The sequence below is a fragment of the Exiguobacterium sp. FD-YE-25-4 genome (assembly GCF_057004685.1).
The window spans coordinates 79,439-102,838 of sequence record NZ_JBXSGP010000002.1; the positions used below are offsets into that span (position 1 = coordinate 79,439).

Genomic DNA, 23,400 nt, shown 5'->3' on the forward strand with positions numbered 1-23,400 from the left:
TCATCGTCGTTGTTATTTAAAGAGCCGAAAGAAGAACCTCAGTGATGTTATAATCGGGGAGGAGACTGAAACAATGTGCAGGAGGAATTCGAATGAACGAAGTAGGGACCTTAAAAAAGGGACTAGAGATTTTATGGCTAATCATTGAAAGGGGAGGGATGAACGTCCAAGAGATCATGGGAGAACTTCCCTATAATAGAAGCACTACGTATCGCCTCATTAATACGCTAGAGCAAAATGATTTCATCTACAAAACAGAGAACAGTGAATATGTGGTCTCGAGTCGTTTAGTGGAGACCATCAAAGGACGAAAATCACTTCTCGATTTCGAGTCCAACCCTAAACTTTTGGCAGCGGGTGAAAGGTTTAGAGAAGAGACTGGCGAGACCATTTATGTGGGAATTCTGAAAGGTGAGCACGTCATCGCCACGCACGTCATACCCGGAAGTTATTCGACCAGGACCCATTTCGAGAAAGGAGAAGAATTACCAGCCCTGGTGAGTGCTGTAGGAAAGACGATTTTAGCGGAGAAGGACGAAACGGAAGTGCAGTCCTTCCTAAAAGAGTATCCGAGCGAGGACCGAGATAAGTGGTTAAGCGAATTGAGAAGGATTAGCATACAGGGTTATGCACTGGACAACGAAGAGACCGAGGCAGGCGTACGTTGTGTAGCCGCACCAATCCTTTACGAAGGGTCGGTCATAGGTGCCATTGCGATTTCAGGACCATCAGCAAGACTCTCTGAAAGAACAGATAAGGCGAATAGTGAACTGGTCAAACGATTCTCAAAAGAAATCACTGACGCGATTTCTTGAGGTTGATCTCGATTGGTCGCTTTCCATGAAGTCAACAATGACATCCGGCTCATTTAGAAGCTAGGGTGTCATTGTCGTGGACAGAGTTATCACTCAAACAAATTGAATGGAGGATAGGCCTGTTCTTTACCCACCCTCACAAGGTCGGGTGAGAAGAACTTTCGAAAATACTTCTGCACCTTCCAATGAAGGTTCGGATCATACCAGTCGGACAAATCATGGGAGTGAAATAACTCGGGCATTCCCAGGTTTTTCGACCGCGATCCGCTAGAGCCATCGCCGATCAACATGGTATCAATCCATACAGTATCCACGATTCCCTGAAGTAAGGTCGGAAACTCGCGGGAAAAAGGGAGGACAGGTGATATTGACCCTTGGGTCTTGATGCCATTTTCGTGGAGCAAGCGCAGGGCTTTCACACGTTGTGTGATACCGGGTGCATAGGGAGAGAAGATTTGCCGAATGTCATCTCGGTCCGTCTCGATGGTCATCGATATTAAAAGCGGACATCGATTTGAAAGTAGGGTCAACAAGTCAATATCTCTAGTCACCAACGGGCTTCGTGTCTGGATTTGAAGAAAATCAGGAGGATCGAGAATCATCGCCTCTAAAAGCGCCTTCGTAATACCTGCTTCCCGCTCAATTGGTTGGTAAGGGTCTGTCACAGACGACATGAACAGACTAATCGTCTTTCCTCGCTTCCTCAAAAGTTGAATTTCTTTTCTATAGCATTCTACGGCATTTGTTTTGATATCTATCCATTCTCCCCAAGGAGTTTCACGAAATTGTTGAATAGGCATCTCCCTCACATAACAATAGTTACATGCAAAGGCACATCCACTATAAGGATTCAATGAGTGGGTGAAACCCACATCGAGATACCCTTTGGCCTCGGTCAATATCTTACGAGCGGTGATTTGTGATACATCGATGGACAAAAGTCCTCCTCCTTCTTCTCAATCCTCATATCTTTTGATTTTGTATTGAATGCGGGCAAGTAGATAGTTAGAACCTATAGCCAAGACAGCTGCTAATAGGCTTCCCCAGATGATTTTAGTTGAATTTAAGGTTCGTAAGCCATCAAACAATAGAACACCGATTCCTCCCGCGTTGATAATAGAAGCAATGGTTGCAATGCCTATTGTAGAAACGATGGCCAAGCGAATCCCTGTCAAAATAGGTTGTGTAGCCATCGGGAGCTGTATGTGTATCAACATTTGAATGCGCCCCATTCCCATTCCTCTGGCCGCCTCTAAAAGTGCAGGAGGGACCTCATTTAAGCCGGTCATGATATTTCGGAGCAACAAGTATTGATTATAAGCGACGAGTACGAGGATGGCAGTCGTTTCTCCGAGACCGGTCCAAGGAATGAGGAGGGCGAACAAGGCGATGCTAGGGATTGAGTAAATGACCGATAGTACGTATATAAAAAGCGCCGAAATGCTTTTTGAAAAGATCATAAGCACCGTGAGACAACTGGCTAAAAGTAGTGAGAAAAATAAGGAAACAAAGACTAGATATATATGCTCGATGAGAGCATTTAAAAGTTTATCAGGATAGGTCAGCATGTAATCAATCATCGAATGCCCTCCCATAACTCATGTTGTTCTCTGACGGAGGACAATAAACCATCAACGAATTCGTTTGCCGGTTGCGCGATAATTTGGCGCGGAGTGTCGAACTGGACAACTTTTCCTTCGTTCATGATGAGCACACGGGTTCCAAGCTTCAATGCCTCGCTGATGTCATGGGTGACAAAAAGAAAGGTCTTATCCATGTCACGATGGATGCGTAGGAGCTCATCTTGTAAACTGGCGCGAGTGATTGCATCGAGTGCTCCAAAAGGTTCGTCGAGTAACATCAGTTTCGGATCGGCGGCCAGGGCCCTGGCCAATCCGATCCGTTGCTGCTGCCCACCAGATAATTGCGAAGGGAAGCGATGACCGAAGTCTTTCTTCGGGAGGCCGATGAGCTGGAGGAGCGAATCGGTTTTTTCATCAATTAATCGCTTTTTCCATTTGAGCATTTTTGGAACGACCGCAATGTTATCTGCCACTGTCATGTGCGGAAACAACCCGACTTGCTGAATCACATATCCAATCTGGCGTCGCAGTTTGATAGAATCCATTTTTGCGATATCTTCGCCGAATAATGATATTCCTCCACTATCTGGTTCATATAATTTATTGATCATTTTGAGGAAGGTTGTTTTTCCCGATCCAGAAGAGCCCAATATCGTGATGAACTCTCCCTCCATGATATTCAAACTGACATTATCCAGGGCTTTATAGGATGCACCTTTAAATTGCTTGGTCACACGATTTGCTTGAATGGCTATACGTTTCATCAAACTCTCCTTGTCAGTTGATGGATTCGAAATATTCTTTCGCGACTTCTTCATACTCACGTTTTTCGACATCCACCTCTGCGTTCAAAATCGTGATGGTCGCTGTGTCAAGTGTTGCAGAGACTTTGTTGATGACCTCAGCGATCTCCGGATTCGCTTTTAGAATCTCGTTTCGGACGACAGGGGCTAGATTATAGGGTGGCCATACTTGTTTATCGTCTTCTAAGAGCGTGAACTCGTCCGTGTTACGTAATTGTCCCTCCGTCGTATATGCAGGAGCAACGTCAGCCTCATCATTCCGAAGGATCTCATATTTCAATCCATTGTCATAAACTTTAGAGGATTTCCAATTGAAAGCACCGTATACTTTTTCCAACGCAGGAATGCCATCTTCGCGTTGGTCAACCTCTCCTTGAGAGGCGAAACGGATTTGATCCGCATGTGCTTGTAAATCACTGATGGTCTTGATGCCTAATTTCTCTGATACCGCTGTACGAATCACCAGACCTGCACCATCGTTTGCTTCTGAATAGTCGAGCCAGGTCACGTCGAACTGTTTTTCATATTCTGACTTGACGGTGTCATACACCTCTTGGGGATCTGTGAGTAAGTCTTTTTTCAGAATCGTCAAAAGACCGGTTCCTGTATACTCGGGATACAAATCGATTTCATCATTGACAAGAGAAGTATGAATGATTGAACCTGCAATGTTGGGAACTCGTTCTACTTCAAATCCAGCGTCTTCGAGTGCGAGTGAATACAATTCACCCACAATGAGATTTTCAGTAAAGTCTTTTGTGCCAATACGAATCGGTTCTTTATTGGAATTCCCGCTATCAGCCGTTCCACAGGCAGCAAGCCCAAAAATCATAGTTAGCGCAGATACGCCGATGAATGCTTTACGAAATCTGTTCATGTTAAAACCTCCGATTCAAAGTTTGGAATTAATGCGTGAATTTATAACGGGTGAAGATTCGTTCGATTAAGTCAAACAGTAGGGTGGCACAGACAGCCAGCAGGGCCACTGCCAAGCCGCCTGTAATTAACATCTCTGGGCGATTTAACCCGAGTCCTGTAAAGATGACTTCTCCTAGGCCGCCCGCACCAATTTTGGAGGCGAGGGTTGCACTTGCAACTACCTCTACCGCCGCGATCTTTATCCCATTCAGAACATGGGGCAAGGCTAAAGGTAAGATGACTTGAAGGAATATTCGAGGCCGGGTCATGCCTAGTCCACTGGCGGTCTCTCGAATGAACAACGGCACCTCCTGAATACCGATGATGGTACTCATCAAAATTGGTGGGACGGCAAGAATCGTTAATGCAATGATTGCAGTGTCAGCCCCGGGTCCGAGAACGGGGAGCATGAGTAATAAAATGGCTAAGCTCGGGATAATTCTAAGGGTTTGGAACAACGAAACCACGTGAGACTCGATGGATTTATTTGCCGCACAGAAGATTCCAATCGGGATGCCTATCATCGACGCGATTAAAAGGGCAATCAGACTGATCGAGATGTGCTCATTTACTGCCAACCAGATGTCGGGACCGTTCTGCCGTAGATAATCCAACACCTGTGTGCCAATATCTTTAGTCACTGTGTTTCTCCTCTCATCATCGATTCAATCACTCGGCGTTCACGACGACGATTTTCCCATTGGCGATATTACTCTCCATTAAGATATGGGCAGACGATATTTGATCTAAAGTAAAAATATGAGCAATTGGTGGGACGAGTTCATGCCGCTCTATATGGTCGAACAAGCGCGTCAACAGTTCAACATCGAAGTTGACCCCGCTATCGAATTGAGTCAGAAAAGTACCTGACTTGATATCCAACATCGGTTCAAAATGATCAAGGACCCATTCGCCACCAAGTATCCCGGTCATGCAGAGGATGCCGGAAGGAGCAAGTGTCTGTAACGAGTCTTTCAAGGTCTTTGTCCCGACTAATTCAAGCACTTTGTCGACGCCTTCCGGGTATCGTTGTTTGAGAGTATCTCCAAGCGTTCCATCATCGATAAGTACCGTGTCAGCCCCTATGGAACGTAAAAATTCGACTTTTTCAGGACGGCGTGTAGTGGTCATCACTTTGACTCCGATTGATTTCGCCAATTGTGTTGCTGCGATTCCGACCGAACTTGTCCCGCCTCGTATGAGCAGGCTGTCACCATGCTGCAAATTCAATACTTTGAAAAGAGAAGCGAAGGCAGTGTAATACATCTCTGGTATGGCGGCGAGTTCTGGCCAATCGATTGTTGTGTCAACCGGATAGACTTGGGTAGCTGGAATCAGGGCATATTCTGCATAACTTCCATCGAATTCCCTTCCGAGCCCACCCATGAGTGAGACAACACGTTGGCCTATAGTGAATCTGCTGTCAGACGGATGGGCAATCTCACCGACACATTCAATCCCTAAGATACGTGGTAACTTGACGGAAGGCGATTCACCCATTCTCGTAAAGAGTTCGGAACGATTGAGTCCGAATGCTTTGACTTTTACAAGTACCCATCCGGGTTTGACTTTAGGAATGGGAACGTCTTCAACATACAATGCTGATGCCTCACAGGCTTCTCTTAAAACTACAGCTTTCATTGTCATTCTCCTTTCTTTTGATGCAGGACATCTCGATAGACGCTCTCATCTTCGAATGAGAATACGTTAAAGATGATACGGTCAAACGAATGGTCATGGGTGGACAACCAGCGATTGACAGAATGGAGTGCGATAGAGGCAGCCTCTCGTTTGGGAAAACCGAACACACCGGTTGAAATGGCACAAAATGCTACACTCTTGATGTCCCCGACCTTATGAGCCAGGTCGAGGCATGATGTGTAACAGGAAGCGAGCTCCCGCGCTTGTGAAGGATGAACTTCACTGCCTCGAGGGATGATGGGTCCAACCGTGTGTATGACGAAATTTGACGGAAGATTATATGCTCGGGTGATTTTGGCAGTCCCTGTGCGTTCGAGATGCCCTTGAATTCTCATAATGGTCGCACAATCTTCTCTGAGTCGAGGACCTGCTGCTGAATGTATGGCATTATCGATACAAGCATGAAGTGGTTGGAAACATCCGAGCATATACCTATTGGCCGCGTTGACAATCGCGTCCACAGCGAGGTGTGTGATATCACCTCTCCAAATCGAGAGAAGGTGCGCGTTCTCAATGTCCGCATCTTTATTCGTTTGGGAAAGCGTCAAGAGCTTCGATGGCGTCACAATTGTTTTTTGTTTCAATTCAAGTTGGAGTAAAGAATCCATTTTATCCATGAAATCGGCACTCAGGACACCGGGTTCGACTTGATTCAATTTTCCTCTCAACAATTCTCTGAACGAGGTATATTGGACAGAAAGGGTGGTATCATCAACCTCAAGTATTTTTAAAAGAGCACTGACCAGTTCGGGAGTTGGGTGATTCGCCACCGGGGGGGAGAAGGGTTCCCTCAAAAACACAGCCCGATCATAATGATTCAGGTCCATGTGGACACCTCTATCTTGTTCTTCAATAAATCGCTTATCACGTGATCCATATTTTCTGTAAATGAAATCGTTTTTGATTTGTTTTCATCAAATCCCTCGGGGTGACCTTGATTCAGGCGTATCAATGTGACGTTCGGAGCATGATGTGTGATTCGCTCGAACGGATAACGTATGATTCCAGGTGTGTTGAATCCGACACCAAGCTCAATAAGCACTAGGTTCTTGGTCACGGCGTGCTCTAAAAATGACTTATAACGTTTGTCGAACTCGTACCAAGCCTCATCTTGTACGAAAAACTGATTTTTTCTCAAATTCACATCCATCGCGCCCCCGCATTCAGGGCAAACAGGAACCAGTGAAGAAGGAACCTTACAATCTATGGTCTGTTTGACCATTTCTCTGACGAGTTTTTCGTTGTAGTACAGTTTATCGTGACAAGCGGTCGCACATTGCAAGAATCCATAGTCTCCTTGAATCTCAAAAACCTTGTCGGTCGGAAATCCTGATTTTGTGAATTGGCTTTCGACATTCGTAGAGATTACAAAAAGCTGTTTATCATGCATGATCCGAAATAGTTTCGTATAGAGTGGGGTCGCAGCGGTCTCATATCGATTGAGACTAATATGCTTTGCCCAATACGCCCAGTTTTCTTCTTGCGTCTCAAACGGATAAAAGCTCGAGGAATATAAATCCTTAAACCCGTATCTAGTGATAAATGGGGCGAAATGATCTGTGAATCGTTTACCTTCATAAGTCAGACCCGCTGCGGCGGAAAGACCTGCACCACCGCCAATCAGTACAAATTCAGCTTCGTTGAGTGCCGTAATCGCCTTCTTGATCCTGGTTTGATAACCCTCAGTCATACTAGTTTCTCCTTTCACCGTATTTGAGAAAATGTCATAACAAGACTTGAAAACCGCATCCGTCATCTATCACCTGTGCAGCGAGATATTCGCGCTCTCCTTGAAGCAATGGTAGCGAGAATAATCTCTTTTTAAAAGTAGGCACCTTTTAGTTTTATAGGAACCAAATGGTAACCATTGCATGCTGCTCAACGAAAAAGAGTCCAGGGTCAGCGCCCCGAACTCGTCTCATGCTTTCAATCTAACTGCTCTCCATTGGAAGCGATCACTCGTTTATACCAATGGAACGATTTCTTTTTAATACGTCTTCGTGTTCCTCGACCCATGTCATCTTGATCTACATAAATATAGCCATAGCGTTTTGAGATTTGGTTAGTAGAGGCACTGATCATGTCGATGCACCCCCAGCTGGTATAACCAAATACATTTACGCCGTCACGAATCGCCTCTTTCATCTGTCGAATATGTTCTCTTAAATAAGAGATACGATAGTCATCCTCAACGATGTCTCCCTCTAAAAGTGTATCCATCGCGCCAAGACCATTCTCTGCAATGAACAAAGGTTTTTGATAACGGTCATATAACTGGTTGAGAGCAGTGCGTAACCCTTTTGGATCGATCTGCCATCCCCATTCACTGGCGGGAAGGTACGGGTTTTTGATACCGCCGACCAACAGATTTCCGACTGCGCCTTCTAGTTGTTCGGGGGTCGCACTCACTGCGCTCGACATATAATAACTGAACGATACAAAATCGACAGGATATTCTCTTAAGATCTTTTCGTCATGTGCTTCAAATTCGAGCGAAATCCCTTTCTCATCTAACATACGAGCGGCATAAGCTGGATAGTATCCTCTCGCCTGAACATCACTGAATAGAAGGGCATCCCGTTGTTTTTCGGTAGCCTGTTGCACATCTTCAGGCGCACAGCTGTATGGGACAAACACGGTATAGCTCACCATACATCCCATTTGTGCCTCGGGGTCGATTGATTTCAGTGCCTTTGTCGCAAGGGCGCTCGCAACAAATTGATGATGTGCCCCTTGATACTTGGCCTGCTCAAGGTTAGGATAACCTTCTTCAATCAAGCCTAGGCTGACGAAAGGATGATGCTTGCATGAATTGATTTCATTGAAGGTCATCCAGTATTTCACTTTTCCCTTGTATCGATTGAAGACCACTGTCGCATAATTCACAAAAAAGTCTACAAGTTTTCGGTTAGCCCATCCCCCATACTCGGTTACCAGATAGAGCGGCATTTCATAGTGTGATAATGAGACGATCGGCTCAATATCATACTTTTTTAATTCATCGAAGACACGATCGTAAAATGCCAATCCTTCTTCACTCGGTTGAACTTCATCGCCATTCGGGAAAATTCTTGTCCAAGCCAAGGACATACGGAACGATTTAAAGCCCATCTCGGCAAATAAGGCGATGTCCTCTTTGTAATGGTGATAAAAATCGATGCCATGCTGTTTTGGGTAATAGTTTTTCGAATCAGGATTTTGCGCTTCTTTGACTTGGTGATGCGTCATTTTTAGCCACTGATCAGACCATTTCTCTTTCGGCAGATGTTCGTCGAACGTGTATACGTCAGAAACCGACAATCCTTTTCCTCCGACGTCACTGCCTCCTTCAAATTGGTTGGCCGCGGTGGCGCCACCCCATAAGAAGTTTTCAGGAAATCCTTTATTTAGATGCAGCATGTAATAATCCTCCTTGATGGTTTGAAAGTCCAAAATTAATGAGCGTAGCATGCGCGACATGTTTTGTGGTGATAGTAATACAATCTTTCATATCAGGCTTGTAGCTCCATCAACATTTCTTTCTCGATTGTCGCTTTAGGGTGTGCGCATTTTACTTCAGAGAACCTTTGGCTGTTGGTTATAATCACTGGCGTGATCGTATCATATCCGGCTTTTCTGATCGCATCTAAATCGAACTCAATCAAGAGGTCACCAATTTTCACTTCGTCTCCCTGTTGGACATGAGCCTTGAAGAATTTCCCTTCTAGTTTTACAGTGTCAATCCCGATATGAATTAGAACCTCAGCCCCTGCGTCACTCGTCAATCCGATTGCATGATTGGTGATGAAGAGTGAAGTCACGGTACCGGCTACAGGAGAAACGAGTCGTCCTTCTGACGGCTGAATCGCGACGCCTTCACCCATAATTCCGCTCGAGAATGTGATATCGTCAACCTCGGCCATCGGTTTGATTGTTCCATTTAGCGGGCTCAAGATGACACTTGAGAGTGTGGTAGCGGCGACTTGATTCTCTGTCGGAACATCAATACGTTCCTCAATCTCTGGGTCTTCGAATTTGAGGACAATCGTCATTACCATAGACACCACAATCGAGATGAGAATCCCGATGATGGCATAGATAAAGGTCTCGCCAAAGAACATCGGTATTCCTTGCAAACCAGTTTTGACGAACATGTACGCTTTCGTCTGGAAAATCATCATAAATGTAGAGCCGGCAGCACTACCGATGATGGCTGCGATGAACGGCTTTTTCAAGCGGAGGTTAACACCGTACATGGCTGGCTCGGTAACACCGAGCACCCCAGTGATACCTGTGGAGAAGGCCAGTGATTTTGTTTTCTTACTTTTGGCCACAAAGAATACGGCTAATGCTGCGGCACCCTGTGAAATATTGTTTACTGTCAAAATCGGTAAGATGTAATCGTAGCCATTGGTGGCGAGTGATTCCAAAAAGATTGGAACGAGGGCGTAGTGCATGCCCGCCATGACGAGAAACGGCATCGCGGCTCCGAGTAAAAGTCCGGCAAGAGGGCCCGCGACTTGGAACAAGAATGTGACACCTACCGCCAACCATTTCCCAAGGATTGCACCCATCGGTCCAATCGCTACGAGGAAGACAGGGACCGTTACAAGGATGGTGACTGTAGGAACCACGATAATTTTTAAAGCTCCTGGGGTGTAGCGATCAATAAATCTCTCTACATATGAGGCGAACCAAATCGTAAAGAAGATTGGGATGACTGAAGCAGAGTAAGTAGCTGGAGTGACCGGGAGACCGAGGAACGAGAGACGCTCACCCGCCTCTTGAGCAGTCGCCATCAAGGCCGTAAGACTCGGATAAAGCGCGACGGTGGCGATTGCTGCTCCTACATACATGTTCATTCCAAACTTTCTCGCGGCGCTGAATCCTACCAGGATTGGTAGAAAATAAAACGCCCCGTCTGCAATGGCATTGAATATCTGATATGACTGACTTTCTGCAGATACGTATTCGAGGACTAACAATAGTGAGAGTAGTGCCTTGATCATCCCAGCCCCGACAATCGCAGGCAAAATCGGGGTGAAGACCCCGGCGAGCGTGTCGAGGATGTTGTTTAGGACTCCCTGTTTCTTCTTTTTGTCACGAGAGGTATGTTGCTCGGTGATTCCCGCTACATTCACGAATTCTTTATAGAGCGTGTTGACGTGGCTACCGATGATGATTTGGAATTGGCCGCCCTTGTTAGCGACACCCATGATATCCGGATTTTTTTCAAGCGCCTGTTTGTTGGCTAGTGTGTCATCTTTCAGATTGAATCGTAAGCGTGTCATGCAATGCGTGACTTGTTCAATGTTTTCTCTGCCACCGACATGGGTCAATATTTCCTTTGAGAGTTGTTCGTGGTTCATGTTCGTACCTCCTTTAGTGTGTGAAACGAAACAAAAAACCTAAGTCATATACCGGTGAAAAAATGTTCACCTTGTGTATACAACTCAGGTTTTGCCTTTGACAGTTACAACCCCAAGATTGTGTTCAATTGTTCGTGCGATCTGTCACCCGCTGGATGTGAAGCATGAGATATACCATCTCGGCTTTTGACAGAGAGACGTTTACAGCTTTGTTTACATATCGATCAATAATTTCTACGCAATCAAATACCTTCGGATATTTTTCTTTCACAACTTCAAATAATTCATTGTTTTCGTGCGGGTTCGTCTGCTTTTCTAGCAACCTTTGACCGAAAAATCGCAGATGTACAACAAATCTGCTGTAGTTCAATGAATCCTCGTCTAAATCAATACCGAAATGATATTTGACAATTTGAAGAATATCTTGGACCATTTTAGTGATTTCGATAGTTTGATTCATTTCGTGAGTACCATTTTGCGCGTTCACAAGATGAAGCGCGATAGATCCGGCCTCGTCGTCAGGAAGTGTGATTCCGAGCTGATCTTGGACCATTTTAATCGCAGTCTGTCCGACTTTGTATTCATTCGGATAGATTTTTCTTATCTCCCACAGCAATGGATTTACGAGAACCTGTCCTTCTCTTACTCTTGTGATTGCGAAGTCCAAGTGATCTGTCAGTGTCAGATAGATGTAGTCATTCAATTTTGTGGATAAATGAGATTTGGCGTATTGGATAATTTCATCTGCCAAATCAAGATGGGCTTGCGGCAACTCTTTGAGAAGTTCGGAGAGTTTATTCGAGAGTCCTTGGAAGAATTTTTTATCGACCTTGCTCTCGTCGATTGTGTCGCCGGCTTTTTTTTGGAACGCAATCCCCCGGCCCATCAGTATCAGTTCATTCTCGTCCTCTTCGACAGCCAGGACGACATTATTATTAAAAATCTTTCGTATAATCATCTTATCGTCTTCACCTCCTTCATATAGGGCAATAAAAAAACCTAAATCGATGGCAATACTGCAATCATGCAGTACTCTCATCAACTTAGGTTTTGCCCATGTGGTCACAATCCAACGTTGGTGTTTATTTGATTTTCTGTAATTGCCTATAATATAACGCCTGTTGAAAGCGGTGTCAATTTTTTATTTCACGATTTTTTTGATTTTTGATGCTCATTGGTATCTAATAGGGGGGAATCACCAAGTGGAGTATAAAGCATCCTTTTGGAAACTATGGAGGACGATGTATGGAAATTAAAAAAGAATTGCCCCTTTGTCCGGTCGCGACAACAGTGGGTCTTATCGGCAACAAGTGGAAGATTCTCATACTGAGAGAATTGTTGACAGGCACGAAACGATTTGGAGAATTGAGAAAAGGAATTGAAGGTGTCAGTCAAAAAGTTCTCACACAAAATTTAAGAGCGATGGAGAGCGATGGGATCATCGAGCGCTTCGTATACGCTGAAGTCCCACCTCGAGTTGAATATGCGTTGAGTGACCTTGGACTCACATTAAAGCCTATTATCAATTCCATGGCTGAGTGGGGGACCGGATACCAAGAGTTGGCCGCGATCCCGTCGGATGAGACATAAATGTACGCAAAGAAGGCGATCAAGTCTAATGACCCGATCGCCTGTTTTTATTGCTGTACTCCCAGAGTAGAGAAGCGAGGTTAAAAAATGTTTCTGAGCTCGGCGTCTGAATGGACGGAAATATAAATGACCGCTGGCTCGTCACCGATGTTTTTAACATTGTGAGGAACACTTGCATTCCAGCTGAATGAATCACCCTTCTCAACGATATAAGAATCCTCACCCTGTTCGGCCAAAACTCTACCTTCGAGGACCAAGTGACTCTCTTCACCCTCGTGTGCATGGGGGAGTCCGATTGATTCCCCAGGAGGAAATTCGACAATCATGGTTCGAAGTGACCCTTTTGAAGCCAAATGTTCCACGTTCAAATTCTTGTAAGTTGAGATTTGCCGCTCGTTTCGCCTTACAACACGCATGTGTTGCTTCTTCTCAAGAAGTAGATATGGGAGAGGAACCCCGAGAAAATCTGCGATGGTTTGTAATGTGTTGATTGAAGGAGAGGTATTGTCGTTCTCAACGTTACTGATAAAACCTTTTGATAAGCCAGTCCCCTCACTGACCTGGGCGATTGTTAGTTTTTTTCGTTTTCGAATGGTTCGAATCTTGTGACCGATTTCCATCATTTCACCTCTTCATTAAAAAAATTCATCGGAATAAGTTCGCTAATATGCAACTAAGTTAAATATAACAAATAAATGTTTGACTTTCTAGGCTCCGCTTGTTATCTTTTAAAAAACAAATATCTCTATATCAAAACTTATTTTTTGACTTTTAGTTCACAAATATGAATAAATGTTATCTATAAAGAAAAATATATGGACATCTTTAGTTGGAGTAAATCCTCAATGCGATGTCCCGGGACGAATCATAAGGAGTGGAAAATATGGAACAAGTCAACCTCAACGAGAAAGCGCTTGACGTGCTAAAAGAAAAAATACAATGGGTGGACCAAGACGACGAGAGATTATTCTTGGTCGGACCAATTCATTTGCCGGTCAATCTACATGGAGAAACAGTCTCCTTCAACTGGTATAGCTGGTTGAAGACAGATCAGCAAATGACGAGTCCGGAAGAAGTTATAGCAAGTCTAGCAACTGCCAACCTTGCCGAGATGCAGCAATCGAGCGTGTTGGTACACGGGGATTTTGCCGAATCTGATGAAGCACTCGTTCGTATGCATTCGATTTGTCACACCGGTGATATTTTCGGAAGCAAGCGCTGTGATTGTGGGTATCAGTTGAAACATTCGATGCAGGCCATCAAAGAGAATGGGTCCGGCGCCTTGTTCTATCTGGCCGATCATGAAGGCCGTGGAATCGGTTTGTTCAGCAAAGCGATGGCATACGTATTGCAAGAAAACGGGTTTGACACTGTCGAGGCGAATGAACATCTCGGTTTTGAGGACGATACGAGAAATTATGAAGATGCCATCTCGATTCTGAAGTTGTTGCGAGATAAGCCCGTCACGTTGATGACGAACAACCCTAAAAAAGTAAATGCTCTGAAACATGCCGGCCTTCCAATCAGTGACCGCCATGCCATTTGGGGCGATGTTTCAGAATTCAATGAAAAGTATCTTCAGACAAAAATTCATAAGTCTGGTCATTTCGGCGAGGGGAGTCTCTACCGCGATGCACTCTGATACGTTTTACATGAATCTTGCCCTAGAAAACGCGAAGGCCATGAAGGGACAGACAGATCCTAACCCGCTCGTTGGAGCCGTGATTGTCAAAGATCAGCGAATCGTCGGGGTAGGCAGTCACATGAGAGCAGGCGAACCACATGCCGAGATTCATGCGCTCCGGATGGCCGGCGAGGAGGCACGCGGCGCGACCATCTATGTCACCTTGGAACCTTGCTCCCATCATGGTCGGACCGGTCCGTGTGCCGTCGCGCTTGTGGAAGCAGGCGTGCGCAAGGTGGTGGTCGCGACACTCGATCCCAATCCGTTGGTCGCAGGGAATGGAATCAACATCTTACAGCAGGCCGGGATTGAAGTCGTTGTAGGGGTCGAGCAAGACGCGGCGACAAGCATGAACGAGGTCTTTAACAAGTTTATCCTGACTAGTATGCCGTTCGTGACAATGAAGTCTGGGATGACGCTCGACGGCAAGGTGGCGACGTATGCCAACAGCAGCAAATGGATCACTTCTCCGGAATCAAGAGAAGATAGTCATCGACTCAGACATGAGCACGGAGCAATCTTGGTAGGTGTCAATACAATCGAACAAGATGACCCAGAGTTGACGACGCGCCTGAGTCACGGACGGAACCCGTTACGTGTCGTCATGGACTCGAGGCTGAGAATTTCATTGAGCTCTAAAGTCGTGAGCGACCAGAAAGCGGAGACGTGGATCTTCACGAGCACACAATATGACGAAGATAAGAAAAAGGCTTTGGAAGACCTTGGAGTGACGGTCGTCCCAACCTCATCGAAGACACACGTCGATCCGACAGAAGTGTTGGCGTATTTAGGCGCACATCAGATCTCGTCGGTACTGGTCGAAGGCGGTGGGACAATCAATTCGGCTTTCTTTGAGAAAAAACTAGTCGACAAGGTAATCGTCTATTTGGCGTTGAAACTCGTGGGAGGGAAAAATGCCCCGACCATACTCGAGGGTACTGGAATCGAATATATGGGCGAGGCCGTATCTCTTGAGAACGTTAACATTGAATCGTTTGGAAATGACATCCGAATAACCTGCTATCCAAATTATTGATTTCCAAGCTACAGTAATCTCTTGTTGTTATCAATACGTAGATTTCAGTGACATTATATGAAGAATTAATTTCTTGAAATTGTGACAAATCGTTTAACATATCAAATTGTAGACTGAAAGCGTTGACAGAGGCTCAAGCGCCTGTTAGATTACAAAGAGCAAATAACAACTTAATGATTCCTGCGCAGGAATGTTACCTTAAGTGGGCATAACCTGATCTGATAGGTGTACGTCGAGAGGCTTAATTTCTCGTCCGCCACCTCATCGGATCAGGTTTTTTATTTGAATAAATTAGGAAAAGAAAGAAGGAAAAGAGATGAAGTACGAAAAATTAGCCAAAGACATCATTGAGAATGTCGGCGGAAAAGAAAACGTCTCCAGTGTCGTTCACTGCGTCACTCGACTTCGCTTCAAACTTAAAGACGAGGACAAAGCAAATACAGATGTGTTAAAAAATATGGACGATGTCGTGACCGTGATGAAGAGCGGCGGACAATATCAAGTCGTCATCGGTAACCATGTTCCAGACGTCTACAAGGACCTTGTCACAGTCGGTGGGTTCCAAGATCAAGCACCAAAAGAGAAAGAGAACGCGGAAACGCCAAAAGGATCGTTCTTCAATAATTTGATTGATGTGTTGTCGAGCATCTTCACACCAATCCTCGGTGTACTCGCCGCAACCGGTATGATTAAAGGATTCAATGCCCTCTTCCTCGCGCTCGGCTGGTTGACTGACACATCAGGGACGTATCAACTCTTGAACGCGACTGGCGATGGATTGTTTTACTTCTTGCCAATCTTCTTGGGCTATACGGCCATCAAGAAGTTCGGTGGTAGTCCATTCATAGGGATGGCCATCGGGGCCGCTCTTGTCTATCCCGCCCTTTCTACACTCACAGCGGGTGATCCGATGTATACGTTGTTTGAAGGGACGATGTTCCAGTCACCGGTTCACGTGACATTCTTAGGAATACCGATCATCTTGATGTCGTATTCGTCTTCAGTCATTCCAATCATCATCTCAGCGTTCTTTGCGGCCAAAGTAGAGAACTGGTTGAAAACGGTCATTCCAGATGTCATCAAGACCTTCGTTGTACCATTATTGACTCTTGTGGTCATTGTTCCGTTAACGTTCTTAATCATTGGACCGATTTCTACATGGGCCGCAGCACTACTTGGTAGCGGGACGTTGGCCATTTATAATATGAGTCCTGTCATCGCAGGTATCTTCCTTGGGGCGCTCTGGCAAGTATTCGTCATCTTTGGTCTCCATTGGGGATTGATTCCGATTGCCATCAATAACATCGCCACCATGAATTTCGACCCGATTTTAGCTCTCGTTTTCGCAGCATCATTTGGTCAAATCGGTGCGGTTTTAGCTGTATTCTTCAAAACGAAAAATCAAAAAATCAAGACACTCAGTATCCCAGCATTTATTTCAGGTATCTTCGGTGTTACCGAGCCTGCGATTTACGGTATCACGCTACCGCTTAAAAAGCCGTTCATCATGTCATGTATCGGTGGTGGTGTGGGAGGAGCAGTCGTTGGAATTACGGGTACAAAGCTATATATGTTTGGCGGGCTTGGAATTTTCCAACTCCCATCATATATCGGACCTGAAGGATTGGACTTAGGGTTCTGGGGTTCGGTCATTGCGATGGTTGTCGCCTTCGTTGTCGCCTTCGTTCTGACTTACTTCTTCGGAGGGGTCAATAAAGGAGAAGAAGCTGCTCCAGTTTCAGATGCAGTCGCGTCACCATCGACAGCAAAAGAGGTATCTGTCACGACTGCAGTAGCTGAAGAAATCGTAAGTCCCTTGAATGGTGAAATCAAAGCATTGTCCGGGATTGAAGATGCGGCCTTCGCATCAGGTGCGCTCGGGCAAGGCGTTGCAATCGAGCCTTCTGAAGGCAAATTATTCTCACCAGTAGCAGGTACTGTCTCTGCCTTGTTCCCGACACATCACGCAATTGGTTTGACAACGGACAGTGGTGTAGAGATTCTCATCCATATCGGGATGGATACCGTTCAACTTGAAGGGAAATACTTCAACGCCCACGTGGCACAAGGCGAGTATGTCGAAAAAGGTCAGTTGTTGATCGAGTTCGATATCGAGCAAATCAAACGAGCGGGCAAGCCGTTGACGACGCCGGTGGTAATCACGAACTATAGCAACTTCTCGATTGAGATAGCTCAAGAGGGTGTAGTCAACGCAGGCGGATTCCTCTTTGATGTGAAAAAGTGATTTTGACTATATGAATGCTAACGACTGAAGAAAGTGGGCATCCCACTTTTTCAGCGTCATGAAGAAAGGATGTTTTTTGCATGGCATTTCCAACTGGATTTTTATGGGGTGGCGCCATCGCAGCCAACCAAGCCGAAGGTGCTTATCTAGAGGACGGGAAAGGACTCACAACGGTCGACTTGTTACCGACTGGAGAGAAGAGATGGGACGTGATGTATGGAAATCTGTCTTCACTTGAACCAAGTGAAGGGGAATTCTATCCATCTCATGAAGCTATTGATTTTTATCATCGATATAAAGAAGATATCGCCTTATTTGCGGAGATGGGATTTAAAGCACTCCGTCTCTCCATTTCATGGGCTCGGATTTTCCCAAACGGTGATGATGCACAACCGAACGAACTTGGATTGAAGTTCTATGATGATGTGTTCGATGAGCTACACCGATATGGCATCGAACCTGTCGTCACGATTGCCCACTTCGATGTGCCGATCAATCTGGTCAAGAATTATGGTAGCTGGCGCAACCGCGAACTCGTCAATCTTTTTGAAAAGTACGCGACAACGTTGTTTGAACGATACCAAAACAAAGTGAAGTACTGGATGACGTTCAATGAAATCAATATGTTACTTCATTTGCCGTTCGTAGGCGCTGGACTCGTCTTCGAGGATGGGGAGGATAAGCGAGGGGTGAAATATCAAGCTGCCCATCATCAACTGGTCGCAAGTGCCCGTGCAGTTAAAGCGGCACGCGCCATCAATCCGGAGATGAAGGTAGGTTGCATGCTTGCGGCTGGACAGACTTATCCTTATTCCTGCAATCCTGACGATGTACTCGATGCCATGGAGAAAGACCGTGAATCATTCTTCTTCATTGATGTGCAGTCTCGAGGAGAGTATCCGGGATATGCGAAACGGTTCTTGAAAGAGAATGGAATCGAGATTCAAATGGATCAAGAAGATGAGACGTTACTCAAAGAGTATACCGTTGATTACATCGGGTTCAGTTATTATGCGAGCCGGACGACCAGTGCAGATCCTGAAATTAATAATACGACGGCCGGGAATGTGTTCAGCACATTGGAGAATCCATACCTTCAAAAATCGGAGTGGGGTTGGACAATCGACCCGAAAGGGTTCCGAATTACAGCAAATCAATTATATGATCGCTATCAAAAGCCTTTGTTCGTCGTCGAGAATGGTTTAGGTGCAATCGATACACCCTCGGAAACTGGAGAAATTGACGACAGTTATCGAATCGATTATATGCAAAAGCACATCGAACAGATGCGTGAGGCGATTAAAGATGGTGTCGACATTATCGGGTATACGAGCTGGGGCCCAATCGATTTGGTCAGCGCATCAACCGGTGAAATGAAGAAACGCTATGGATATATCTATGTCGATAAAGATAATGATGGCAACGGAACGCTCGTTCGTTCGAAAAAGAAAAGCTTTGACTGGTATAAACAGGTCATCGCGACAAACGGTGAGCATTTATCGTGAGACAAAAGAGAAGGGGAGCCACTCATGCTCTCCTTCTCTCTTTTCATTGTAAATGCGGTCTCATATTTGAGAGAATGAAAGTATGATAATGACAAACTTGTGGGTGATGTAAATGAAAATCTCGAAAGTTTACAACAACAATGTAATCAGTACCTTCAATAAGAAGAATGAGGAACTCGTCGTCATGGGGCGTGGGCTTGCATTTCAAAAAAAGCCAGGCGATTTTGTGGATGAAAGTAAAATCGAAAAGATTTTTACCTTGAATGACACTGGGGTACATGAGCGATTGAAGATCTTGTTGGCAGAAATCCCAGTGGAGTACATGGAGCTCACTGATGAAATCATTCGTTTGATGAAGCATCGTCTAAACCGAGACGTGACTGACACGATGTATCTCGCGTTGATGGATCACCTCCATTTCGCCTTGACGAGACATCGAGAGGGCTTTGAGATTAAAAACTTTCTCCTTTGGGAAATCAAGCGATTCTATAAAGACGAATTCATGCTTGGGAAAAAGGCGCTAGAAATCATCGAGGATCGATTCCACGTCAAGTTGCCAGAGGACGAAGCTGGATTCTTGGCCATGCATATGGTGAGTGCGGGCCTCAACGAAGCAATGCCGAATATATCCAATATAACCAAACTGACTCAAGATATCTTGAACATCGTCAAGTATCACTTTAATATCACGATCAATGAGGACTCATTAAACTTTTATCGCTTTGTCACTCACTTGAAATTCTTTGCCCAACGTATGTATGCACGCACCTATTTTGAAGAGGATGATACGTTCTTGTATGAGGCTTTTGTTCAAAAACATGGTAAGACCGCGGAGTGTACAGAAAAAATCTCGAAATATATACAGGCCCAATTTGATTATGAACTGCAATCGAGCGAAAAATTATATCTCTCCCTTCATATTCATCGTGTCGTAGATGCGACAATCAAAGAGAGCAAGGAGTAGTGCCACTCCTTATTTTTGAAAGCGATAACAACGGCTGTTTTATAGGACCTTTATCCAACATCGGATAAGGTCTTTTACTTTATTTTCGAAAGAAGATGAGATATTCTAATTATAGATTATCGATAATCTATAATGTTTGATATCAAATAAATTCTACTCTCTCGTTCATTCTCATGTTGAAACAAGTACAATATGAAAGAGAAACGTATTGAGGTGGTTCGATGGGAATGAACAAAGTATCAATCAGTAAAAAAACAATGGCAGAACAGGTTGCAGAACAATTGTTGACGCGCATTTTTTCTGGGCACTATCATCAAGGTCAAAGACTTATCGAAGCAGAGATTGCGAAGGAATTGCAAGTAAGCCATGCACCTGTCCGAGAAGCGCTTTATTTGTTGCAGAAAGACGGTGTTGTCGAGAAAGTGCAACATAAAGGGGTTCATGTGAGAGTGATCTCTGACAAAGAACTGGGTGATTACTTAGAGACTCTCGATTATTTAGTCCAATTCGTGTTAAAAGAGTGTGAACCGGACTGGGGAGAGCTTGATCAAAAGAAATTAAATGAGCAGTTAAAGGTCATTCAAAGTCGAAAAGATCAAGCCAGTATCTATGCATATGTGGAGTCGGTTGCCGATTTGCTGCAACTGTTTTTTGATCGAGTAGGGAACTTGGCCATGCTCCGTTTCTTTAAAGAAACAACGTTTGTCACAAATGTCGCTGCGCAAACGAAGTGGAAGATGGATGCGATTGAAGCACATCATGAATCGATTCGCCTCTTTGTCCATTCGATTGAACAAAAAGACTTTGATAGTGCCCGTTCTGCCATTCAAAAAGTGATCTTATGGGTCTCAATTTGACGAACGGGGGAAAAAGCATGAAAGCTGCTGTATGGCATGATGTAAAAGATATTCGAGTCGAGGAAGTCGAACTGAAAAATGTAGGTGAAAATGAAGTAAAGGTCAGAGTAGCATGGGCCGGAATTTGTGGCAGTGACCTACATGAGTACCAACATGGGCCAATCTTTATCAATACCTCTGAACCGGACCCTTTCACGGGAGACCTTGCACCTGTCACGATGGGGCATGAATTTGCAGGTGTTGTCGAAGAAATTGGTTCAAATGTGACCTCGGTGAAAATCGGTGATCGAGTTGCAATCAACCCCACCATCACTCATGGCGTGAAACATGAGTCGGTCGACCGCTACGATGGCATGAGTTTTATTGGACTGAATGGTCATGGTGGATTTACTTCACATGCGGTCGTTCCAGAATCGAACGCATATCTGATTGGCGAAAATCTTACATTAGAAGATGGTGCGTTGGTGGAACCGATGGCTGTCGCGGTACAAGCCGTTTTAGACGCCGGCGTCAAATTAGGCGACAGCGTGGCTGTTTTCGGAGCGGGTCCAATCGGACTATTAACGATTCTTGCGGCGAAAGCAGCAGGAGCTAGCGAAATCTTTGCTATCGACCTCGCTGATTTCCGTCTGGAAAAAGCGAAAGAGCTTGGTGCGACCTATACAATTAACTCCGGGAACGAAGATCCGGTTTCAATTGTTCGAAACATGCTCCCGGACGGGGTCGATGTGGCGTTTGAGGTCGCTGGTGTAGCGCCAACGTTCAAACAAGCCATCGACGTCGTACGTGCAGGGGGTGTCATGGACGTCGTTTCTATCTTTGCAAAAGCCATCGAATGGAGCCCGATGCAATTGACGAACTCGGCTGTGACGTTGAAAGCTTCAATCGTATATTCTCCGTCCACGTTTAGAAAAACAATCGCGGCCATGAATGCTGGTCAATTGACACCACGTCAAGTCGTGACAAGTCGCACGAATTTGGATGGTATCGTTGAATTTGGATTCGAAGCGCTGACCAACGATAAAACACAGGCTAAAATTCTTGTCGAATTAAGTGGAGAAAAGTAATTCCGACTGATCATGGTCAATTAGATTACATGATTTTAGACAGGGCAACTACATGTTTGGGATAAGGGGTATTCACGCTTTCAACGGCGTGGATATCTTTTTTTCCTATCAATCATTTGAGCGTAACTGCAAGGAGGGTATCCAGGCTGTAAAAAGTATTAATTCCTAATAAAGAAAAACTGTCGATTCGATAATAAATGTGGTATATTAAGCATGTAAGCGTTGACATGAAGTTGACGCGTAAAAGGATTGTTACTCTTTGAGATTGTTGCTCTTTGAGGCATTACCTTCTTTATTTGGTATGCTTCAAGGAGTTTTTCTATTCAATAATCGGTCAAGGAGCTAAAATATGCGGGCAATCAAAAAGATTAATAATAACGTTGCAATATGTACTGATGGAAATAACAAAGAACTGATTGCTTTTGGTAAAGGAATCGGGTTTCCAAAAATGCCTTATGAAATTCGCGACCTGAGCTCGATTTCTATGACGTTCTATCGAATTGACAATCGATTTTATAATCTGATTGAAGAGGTACCGGAGAACGTCTTTGAGGTGGCGGCCCTTATCGTAGATAGGGCGCGGAAAACATTGATTTCTTCCCTGAATCCTAATCTCTTGATTGGGCTTGCAGATCATATCAATTTCGCTATCGTACGGTTGTCGAAATACAAGAAGATGCGCATGTTGTTCTCATATGATGTGGAGCAGCTTTACCCCAAAGAAACCGAACTAGGTCGATATGCAGTCACTTTAATCAAGACCAAACTTGGAGTCGTCCTTCCGGACAGTGAGATCACGAACATTGCGATGCATTTTGTAAACGCCCAGGAAGAGAATGAACTGGTGACAGAAGGTGCTGATACTGAAGCCCTTGTTACTGAGACCGCGAATATGATTGAGAAATTTTTTGGTGTTACGATTGACCAAAACAGCTTCAACTACAATCGGTTCGCTATGCACCTTCGATATTACATTAAGCGGGTTCAGGATGGGTCTCAGTTCATGAATGACAATTCTTCCATCTTCAAAGCGATGAAGGAAGAGAATGAAGATATTTATGAATGTGCATTGGTGATTGGTAGATTCATTGATGGTACCCTAGGTTCTCAGACAACCGAGGATGAGATTTTGTATCTGATGATGCATATTAACCGTATCATCAAAAATAACATCAATTAAATATCAGGGATTGTTACTCTCATGAGGCATTACCCAAAGATAGCGTGGACTTTTCCATGTTATCTTTGGGTTTTTTATTTGAACAAAACGAAGGAGGAATTCAA

Annotated in this window: 22 protein-coding genes; 10 read left to right on the forward strand and 12 right to left on the reverse strand. The window is 44.7% G+C overall.

Annotation, left to right across the window (positions count from 1 at the left end; genetic code table 11):
• Window positions 1–92 precede the first annotated feature (92 nt).
• A complete protein-coding gene (locus tag AC13H5_RS15575; protein WP_483546590.1) occupies window positions 93–815 on the forward strand; it encodes an IclR family transcriptional regulator in 723 nt (240 codons plus the stop codon).
• Between the two features lie 89 nt (window positions 816–904).
• Here the strand turns inward: AC13H5_RS15575 and AC13H5_RS15580 are convergent, their stop codons facing one another.
• The 11 genes from AC13H5_RS15580 to licT (AC13H5_RS15630) form a co-directional block, all read right to left on the reverse strand.
• Complete coding sequence (locus AC13H5_RS15580) at window positions 905–1,753, reverse strand: radical SAM protein (RefSeq protein WP_483546591.1); 849 nt, start codon at window positions 1,751–1,753, stop codon at window positions 905–907.
• Window positions 1,754–1,771: 18 nt separating this feature from the next.
• Window positions 1,772–2,395: an ABC transporter permease gene (locus tag AC13H5_RS15585; RefSeq protein ID WP_483546592.1), complete on the reverse strand. Its 624-nt coding sequence runs from the start codon at window positions 2,393–2,395 to the stop codon at window positions 1,772–1,774.
• On the reverse strand, window positions 2,392–3,162 hold the full coding sequence (locus AC13H5_RS15590; RefSeq protein WP_483546593.1) for an ABC transporter ATP-binding protein: 771 nt from the start codon (window positions 3,160–3,162) through the stop codon (window positions 2,392–2,394). Before AC13H5_RS15590 ends, AC13H5_RS15585 begins: the two co-directional genes overlap by 4 nt.
• A 13-nt stretch (window positions 3,163–3,175) precedes the next feature.
• A complete protein-coding gene (locus tag AC13H5_RS15595) occupies window positions 3,176–4,078 on the reverse strand; it encodes a glycine betaine ABC transporter substrate-binding protein (protein WP_483546594.1) in 903 nt (300 codons plus the stop codon).
• 28 nt (window positions 4,079–4,106) lie between these two features.
• Window positions 4,107–4,760 (reverse strand): ABC transporter permease, encoded by a 654-nt coding sequence (locus AC13H5_RS15600; RefSeq protein ID WP_483546595.1) that lies wholly within the window; start codon window positions 4,758–4,760, stop codon window positions 4,107–4,109.
• A 28-nt stretch (window positions 4,761–4,788) separates the two neighbouring features.
• A complete protein-coding gene (locus AC13H5_RS15605) occupies window positions 4,789–5,760 on the reverse strand; it encodes a zinc-binding alcohol dehydrogenase family protein (protein ID WP_483546596.1) in 972 nt (323 codons plus the stop codon).
• A 2-nt stretch (window positions 5,761–5,762) separates the two neighbouring features.
• Window positions 5,763–6,647 (reverse strand): protein-ADP-ribose hydrolase, encoded by an 885-nt coding sequence (locus AC13H5_RS15610; protein WP_483546597.1) that lies wholly within the window; start codon window positions 6,645–6,647, stop codon window positions 5,763–5,765.
• Complete coding sequence (locus tag AC13H5_RS15615) at window positions 6,638–7,510, reverse strand: SIR2 family NAD-dependent protein deacylase (protein WP_483546598.1); 873 nt, start codon at window positions 7,508–7,510, stop codon at window positions 6,638–6,640. Before AC13H5_RS15615 ends, AC13H5_RS15610 begins: the two co-directional genes overlap by 10 nt.
• A 236-nt stretch (window positions 7,511–7,746) precedes the next feature.
• The gene (ascB, locus tag AC13H5_RS15620) at window positions 7,747–9,219 is read right to left on the reverse strand and encodes a 6-phospho-beta-glucosidase (protein WP_483546599.1); all 1,473 of its coding nucleotides are present in this window, start codon (window positions 9,217–9,219) and stop codon (window positions 7,747–7,749) included.
• 92 nt (window positions 9,220–9,311) lie between these two features.
• A complete protein-coding gene (locus tag AC13H5_RS15625) occupies window positions 9,312–11,168 on the reverse strand; it encodes a beta-glucoside-specific PTS transporter subunit IIABC (RefSeq protein WP_483546600.1) in 1,857 nt (618 codons plus the stop codon).
• Window positions 11,169–11,292: 124 nt separating this feature from the next.
• Window positions 11,293–12,126 (reverse strand): BglG family transcription antiterminator LicT, encoded by an 834-nt coding sequence (licT, locus tag AC13H5_RS15630; RefSeq protein ID WP_483546601.1) that lies wholly within the window; start codon window positions 12,124–12,126, stop codon window positions 11,293–11,295.
• 287 nt (window positions 12,127–12,413) lie between these two features.
• On the opposite strand from licT (AC13H5_RS15630), the gene AC13H5_RS15635 reads away from it, so the two are divergent.
• Window positions 12,414–12,758, forward strand: a complete 345-nt coding sequence (locus tag AC13H5_RS15635) for a winged helix-turn-helix transcriptional regulator (protein WP_483546602.1) — start codon at window positions 12,414–12,416, stop codon at window positions 12,756–12,758.
• An 80-nt stretch (window positions 12,759–12,838) separates the two neighbouring features.
• Here the strand turns inward: AC13H5_RS15635 and AC13H5_RS15640 are convergent, their stop codons facing one another.
• Window positions 12,839–13,378 carry a helix-turn-helix domain-containing protein gene (locus tag AC13H5_RS15640; RefSeq protein ID WP_483546603.1) on the reverse strand — a complete coding sequence of 180 codons (540 nt, stop codon included), beginning with the start codon at window positions 13,376–13,378 and terminating at the stop codon, window positions 12,839–12,841.
• A 263-nt stretch (window positions 13,379–13,641) separates the two neighbouring features.
• Here AC13H5_RS15640 and AC13H5_RS15645 point away from each other — a divergent pair, with 263 nt between their 5' ends.
• The 8 genes from AC13H5_RS15645 to AC13H5_RS15680 all read left to right on the forward strand — a co-directional run bounded on the left by AC13H5_RS15645 (window position 13,642) and on the right by AC13H5_RS15680 (window position 23,296).
• Window positions 13,642–14,400 carry a GTP cyclohydrolase II gene (locus AC13H5_RS15645; protein ID WP_483546604.1) on the forward strand — a complete coding sequence of 253 codons (759 nt, stop codon included), beginning with the start codon at window positions 13,642–13,644 and terminating at the stop codon, window positions 14,398–14,400.
• Window positions 14,390–15,478, forward strand: a complete 1,089-nt coding sequence (ribD, locus tag AC13H5_RS15650; protein ID WP_483546605.1) for a bifunctional diaminohydroxyphosphoribosylaminopyrimidine deaminase/5-amino-6-(5-phosphoribosylamino)uracil reductase RibD — start codon at window positions 14,390–14,392, stop codon at window positions 15,476–15,478. The genes AC13H5_RS15645 and ribD overlap by 11 nt, the downstream gene beginning before the upstream one ends.
• A gap of 316 nt (window positions 15,479–15,794) precedes the next feature.
• On the forward strand, window positions 15,795–17,723 hold the full coding sequence (locus tag AC13H5_RS15655) for a beta-glucoside-specific PTS transporter subunit IIABC (RefSeq protein ID WP_483546606.1): 1,929 nt from the start codon (window positions 15,795–15,797) through the stop codon (window positions 17,721–17,723).
• A gap of 80 nt (window positions 17,724–17,803) precedes the next feature.
• A complete protein-coding gene (locus tag AC13H5_RS15660; protein WP_483546607.1) occupies window positions 17,804–19,228 on the forward strand; it encodes a 6-phospho-beta-glucosidase in 1,425 nt (474 codons plus the stop codon).
• Between the two features lie 112 nt (window positions 19,229–19,340).
• Entirely contained in the window at window positions 19,341–20,192 is an 852-nt protein-coding gene (licT, locus tag AC13H5_RS15665; RefSeq protein ID WP_483546608.1) for a BglG family transcription antiterminator LicT, read from the forward strand.
• 227 nt (window positions 20,193–20,419) lie between these two features.
• Complete coding sequence (locus tag AC13H5_RS15670; RefSeq protein WP_483546609.1) at window positions 20,420–21,049, forward strand: GntR family transcriptional regulator; 630 nt, start codon at window positions 20,420–20,422, stop codon at window positions 21,047–21,049.
• A 17-nt stretch (window positions 21,050–21,066) separates the two neighbouring features.
• Complete coding sequence (locus AC13H5_RS15675; protein WP_483546610.1) at window positions 21,067–22,116, forward strand: 2,3-butanediol dehydrogenase; 1,050 nt, start codon at window positions 21,067–21,069, stop codon at window positions 22,114–22,116.
• A 349-nt stretch (window positions 22,117–22,465) separates the two neighbouring features.
• Window positions 22,466–23,296 (forward strand): PRD domain-containing protein, encoded by an 831-nt coding sequence (locus AC13H5_RS15680; RefSeq protein WP_483546611.1) that lies wholly within the window; start codon window positions 22,466–22,468, stop codon window positions 23,294–23,296.
• The last annotated feature ends 104 nt before the right edge of the window (window positions 23,297–23,400 follow it).